Here is a 4,786-nt window from a genome sequence, read left to right on the forward strand (position 1 = left end):
ACGCCGTCGTCGGCGGCGCGCGGCTGGGCGGCTTCGCGCAATACGCCGTGCTGTCGGACGAGGCGCTCAGGCCCAAGCCCGCCCGGCTATCCTTCGCCGAGGGCGCCGCTTATGGCGCGGCTTATCTCACCGCCTATGTCGCCCTGGTTCGCCGCGCGCGGCTGGAGCCGGGGGAGTGGGTTCTGGTCCACGGCGCGGCCGGCGGCGTCGGCCTGGCGGCCGTCGACATGGCCAAGGCGCTGGGCGCGCGGGTCATCGCCGCCTCGGCCTCGGACGACAAGCTGACCCAGGTCCAGGCCCTCTACGCCCCCGACGCCGTGGTCAATGTGACGGGCGGCTTCCGTGATCGGGTGAAAGAGATCACCGGCGGCCATGGCGCGGACGTCATCTACGACCCGGTCGGCGGCGACGTCTTCGACGAGAGCGTCCGCTGCGTCGCTTTCGACGGCCGCCTGCTGGTGATCGGCTTCACCTCGGGCCGGATCCCGACGATCTCGGCCAATATGCCGCTGATCAAGGGCTTCTCGGTCGTCGGCGTACGGGCCGGCGAATACGGCCGCCAATTCCCCGACAAGGGGCGAGAGAACACCGAGGCGGTGTGGCGCATGGCGAACGAAGGCCGCATCCGGCCCCACGTCTGCGCCGAGCTGCCCCTGGAGCGCTGGCGCGAGGCGTTCGAGTTGCTGGCCCAGCGCAAGGTGGTGGGCAAGGCGGTGATCTCGCCGTAACGCCAATTCATCCGACCTTCCCGGCGACACGTCAGTGCGCCGGGGAGATCGGGTATTGAGTGGTTCGGTCGTAGAACCCTAACCCCCTGAACCGACTCAGGTTGACATCCCGCCCCCGTTCTTTTATCCACCGCCCCTCACTCGCGAGGCCCCAGGCTTCGCGTCCAACGTTTTGCATTTCGGAGCCACGTCGTGAAGCGCACCTTCCAGCCGTCGAAGCTCGTGCGTGCCCGCCGTCACGGCTACCGCGCGCGTATGGCCACCAAGAATGGCCAAAAGGTCGTCGCGCGTCGCCGCGCCAAGGGCCGCAAGCGCCTGACCGCCTAATTGCTCTTCCTCCTTCGGGAGGCAAGGCCATGATCAAAGCCGCCTTTTCCACAGACCTGGTCTCAGGTTCTCGCCGGAAAGGCGGCTTTTTTCATGCCTGATGTCTTGACTGAGACTCCGCTCAAGTTCGAACGCCTGCGCAAGCGCGCCGACTTCCTGCTGGCGGCCAAGGCCCCGGCCCTGTCGCGCGGCGCGGTGTTCATCCAGATGCGCAAGCGTCCCGACGAGGACCCAGTGGTCCGCGTCGGCTTCACCGCCACCAAGAAGATCGGCGGCGCCGTCGAGCGCAACCGCGCCAAGCGCCGCCTACGCGAGGCCGCCCGGCTGGTCCTGCCCCTTCATGCGCGCCCTTCGCATGACTATGTCTTCATCGCGCGTGGCGGTACGGGCTCGCGCGAATGGGGACGTTTGCTTGACGACGTCAAAACCGCGCTGATAAGCCTCGCCGCCGAGCACGATGGCGTGAGAAGCAAGGTCTCGCGATCATCATCGGGCGATCCTTCTTCCCTCGCCTCTTCCCAACAACCCGATCACACAGTTTCCGGTTAAGCGCTCCATGCAGAACGACAACAAAAACACGATGGCGTTCCTCGCCATCGCGTTCGCGATCCTGATCGGGTACCAGTTCTTCATCCTGGGTCCGCAGCAGAAGCAGGCCGAGGCCGAGATGCGCGCCAGGAAGGCCGCGCAACAGCAGACCGCCGCCCAGGCCGGCGTGCCGCTGGACGCCAACGGCAACCCCGCCCCGCTGCGCCTGTCGCGCGACGCCGCCAAGGCGCAAAGCCCGCGCATCGTGGTCGACACCCCGGCGCTGTCGGGCTCGATCGCGCTGAAGGGCGGCCGCATCGACGACCTCTTCCTGCGCAAGTACGCCGAGACGACCGCCAAGAACTCGCCGCCGGTCGAGCTGTTCCGCCCCGAGGGCGCCGAGCACGCCTGGTTCGCAGATTTCGGCTGGGCCGGCGCCAACCTGCCGGGCCTGCCCGACAGCCGCACCGTCTGGACCGCCGCCCCGGGCCAGGTGCTGCGTCCCAATTCGCCGGTCACCCTGACCTATGACAACGGCATGGGCCTGACCTTCACTCGCGTCATCGCGGTCGACGACCAGGCGATGTTCACCGTCACCGATAGCGTCAAGAACAACGGGACCGCCGCCTTCCAGCTGGCCCCCTACGCGACCGTCCAGCGCCAGGGCATCACCGACCACCTTGGCAAGACCCAGATCGTCCACGAAGGCGCCATCGGCGTCCTGGGCTCGGGCAAGGACCAGAAGCTGGAACTGGCCAAGTACCAGAAGTGGAAGAAGGACAAGCCGCTCACGACCTTCGACTCGGTCGGCGGCTGGGCTGGCATCACCGACAAGTACTGGCTGGCGGCGCTGATCCCCGGCCAGACCGAGGCCATCAAGGCCCAGTACCGCGTGACCAACGTGGGCGGCGTCGACGTCTACGACGTCAACTTTGTCGGCCCGACCCAGGCCCTGAACCCGGGCGCCACCCTGACCCAGAACACCCGCCTGTTCGCCGGCGCCAAGACCGTGCCGCTGCTGCGCAAGTATCAGTACGGCGGCGCCAAGCCGCCGGCGTGGTGGGAATTCTGGAGCAACGCCAAGGCCGAGATCCCGCGCTTCGACTGGGCCGTGGACTGGGGCATGTTCTCCATGTTCACCCGCCCGATCTTCAACGTGCTGGAGATCTTCTACAAGATGGTCGGCAACTTCGGCCTGGCCATCCTGGCGCTGACCGTCCTGCTCAAGCTCATCCTCTATCCGATGGCGGACAAGAGCTACGAGTCGATGGCGAAGATGAAGAAGATCGCCCCCGAGGTCGAAAAGCTGAAGACCAAGCACAAGGACGATCCGGCCAAGCAGCAGCAGGAGATGATGGCGCTGTATCAGAAAGAGAAGATCAACCCGATGATGGGCTGTCTTCCGATGCTGATCCAGATCCCGGTCTTCTACGCCCTGTACAAGGTGCTGACCGTCACCATCGAAATGCGCCACGCGCCGTTCTTCGGCTGGATCCAGGACCTGTCGGCCCGCGACCCGTCGACGATCTTCACGCTGTTCGGCCTGATCCACTGGAACCCGGCGACCGCCCCGCTGATCGGCGGCTTCCTGGACGGCCCGCTGCACATCGGCGTCTGGCCGCTGCTGTACGGCTTCACCATGTGGCTGACCACGGCGATGAACCCGCCGGCCGGCGACCCCATCCAGCAGCGCATCTTCCAGCTGTTCCCGATCATCTTCACCTTCACCCTGTCGCAGTTCGCGGTGGGCCTGGTGATCTACTGGTGCTGGAGCAACGTCCTGACCATCGTCCAGCAGTACGTGATGATGCGCCGCTACAAGGTCGAGAACCCAATCGACCGGATCATCGCGCGCCTGCAGGGCAAAGCCGCAAGCGCGACCTGATGAGCGAGGATCCGATCTTCACCGACGAAGAGATCGAGCGGGCGCGGGTGTTCTTCGCCCAACCCGTCTCGTTCATCATGGGCGCGGTGCGCATGGACGCCATGCCCGCGCCCGACCTGCCGGAAGTGGCCTTCGCCGGCCGCTCCAACGTCGGCAAGTCGAGCCTGATCAACGGCCTGGTGAACCAGAAGTACCTAGCCCGCGCCTCGAACGAGCCGGGCCGCACGCGCGAGATCAACTTCTTCCTGCTGGCCGAGCAGCTGCGTCTCGTCGACCTGCCGGGCTACGGCTTCGCCCGCGTCTCGCGCTCGATCGCCGACAAGTTCCAGGACCTGGGCCGGGCCTATCTGCGCGGCCGCGCGAACCTCAAGCGCGTCTATGTGCTGATCGACGCCCGTCATGGCCTGAAGAAGGTCGATCTCGAGGCGCTGGACGCCCTGGACGAGGCCGCGGTCTCCTACCAGATCGTCCTGACCAAGGCCGACAAGATCAAGCCGGCGGAGGTCGACAAGGTCGTGGCCGAGACCCTGAAGGCCGTCGCCAAGCGCCCCGCCGCCTTCCCGCGCGTGCTGGCCACCTCGTCCGAGAAGGGCCTGGGCCTGCCGGACCTGCGCGCCGAGATCGTGCGGGTCTGCATCGACGAGTGAGCTGAAGCCTTCAACACCCGTCATCCCGCGCTTTATGCGCGGGAACCATGGTTCAGCTTCCCCGTGAGCGCGTTGTTTCGCGACGCACCTGCGGCGGACAGATGGGTCCCGCGCATAAAGCGCGGGATGACGATGGAAGATATGTTTGCCCCGTTAACCTTGCGCTAGGGTTCTGTCGCCAGAACCCCGCCTCCCCGTTTTTCAGAAAAGTCCGCCCGCCATGCATCGCCACGAACTGAAGACCTGGCCCAAGTACTTCGCCGCCGTCCGCTCGGGCACGAAGCGCTTCGAAATCCGCCGCAACGACCGCGAGTTCAAGGTCGGCGACATCCTGGTGCTGCGCGAGTTCGATCCCTCGACCGACACCTATACCGGCCAGTTCGAGGAGCGGCAGATCACCTTCCTGCTGTCGGAAGAAGACTATGGGGGCGTGATCCACGGCTTCGTGGCGATCGGCTTCGGCGACGTCGCCCCGCATCCGGACGCGGCCGACGACCTGACGCCCGAGGCCCTGGCCGACTGGCACGAGACCCAGGCCTCGAACGCCGCCCTGCGCGCCCAGGAGGCCCGCAAGGTCTCGGAGAGCTACGCCGAGAGCAACATGGGCGTGGCCCGAGACCGCCACGCGGCGGTGGCCGACTCCGCCGAGGCCGAAGCCGGCTTCCACGCCG

General features: G+C 66.5%; 6 protein-coding genes and 1 pseudogene. All 7 read left to right on the forward strand.

What is annotated here, in order from left to right:
- On the forward strand, nt 1–728 hold a 728-nt coding region (locus Q0379_RS07395; RefSeq protein ID WP_299006436.1), incomplete at its 5' end, for an NADPH:quinone oxidoreductase family protein.
- Nucleotides 729–920: 192 nt separating this feature from the next.
- Nucleotides 921–1,055, forward strand: coding sequence for a 50S ribosomal protein L34 (gene rpmH, locus Q0379_RS07400; protein WP_004622337.1), 135 nt, complete (start codon nt 921–923; stop codon nt 1,053–1,055).
- Between the two features lie 93 nt (nt 1,056–1,148).
- The gene (gene rnpA, locus Q0379_RS07405) at nt 1,149–1,604 is read left to right on the forward strand and encodes a ribonuclease P protein component (protein WP_299006446.1); all 456 of its coding nucleotides are present in this window, start codon (nt 1,149–1,151) and stop codon (nt 1,602–1,604) included.
- Between the two features lie 7 nt (nt 1,605–1,611).
- Complete coding sequence (gene yidC / locus Q0379_RS07410; protein WP_299006448.1) at nt 1,612–3,468, forward strand: membrane protein insertase YidC; 1,857 nt, start codon at nt 1,612–1,614, stop codon at nt 3,466–3,468.
- A complete protein-coding gene (gene yihA, locus Q0379_RS07415; protein WP_299006451.1) occupies nt 3,468–4,115 on the forward strand; it encodes a ribosome biogenesis GTP-binding protein YihA/YsxC in 648 nt (215 codons plus the stop codon). Before yidC ends, yihA begins: the two co-directional genes overlap by 1 nt.
- A 47-nt stretch (nt 4,116–4,162) precedes the next feature.
- Nucleotides 4,163–4,252, forward strand: a pseudogene (locus tag Q0379_RS07420) (hypothetical protein); the annotation flags it as partial.
- 83 nt (nt 4,253–4,335) lie between these two features.
- The coding region (locus tag Q0379_RS07425) for an ASCH/PUA domain-containing protein (RefSeq protein WP_299006453.1) at nt 4,336–4,786 on the forward strand (451 nt) is incomplete at its 3' end.

The organism is uncultured Caulobacter sp. (assembly GCF_937900395.1).
Taxonomy (GTDB): domain Bacteria; phylum Pseudomonadota; class Alphaproteobacteria; order Caulobacterales; family Caulobacteraceae; genus Caulobacter.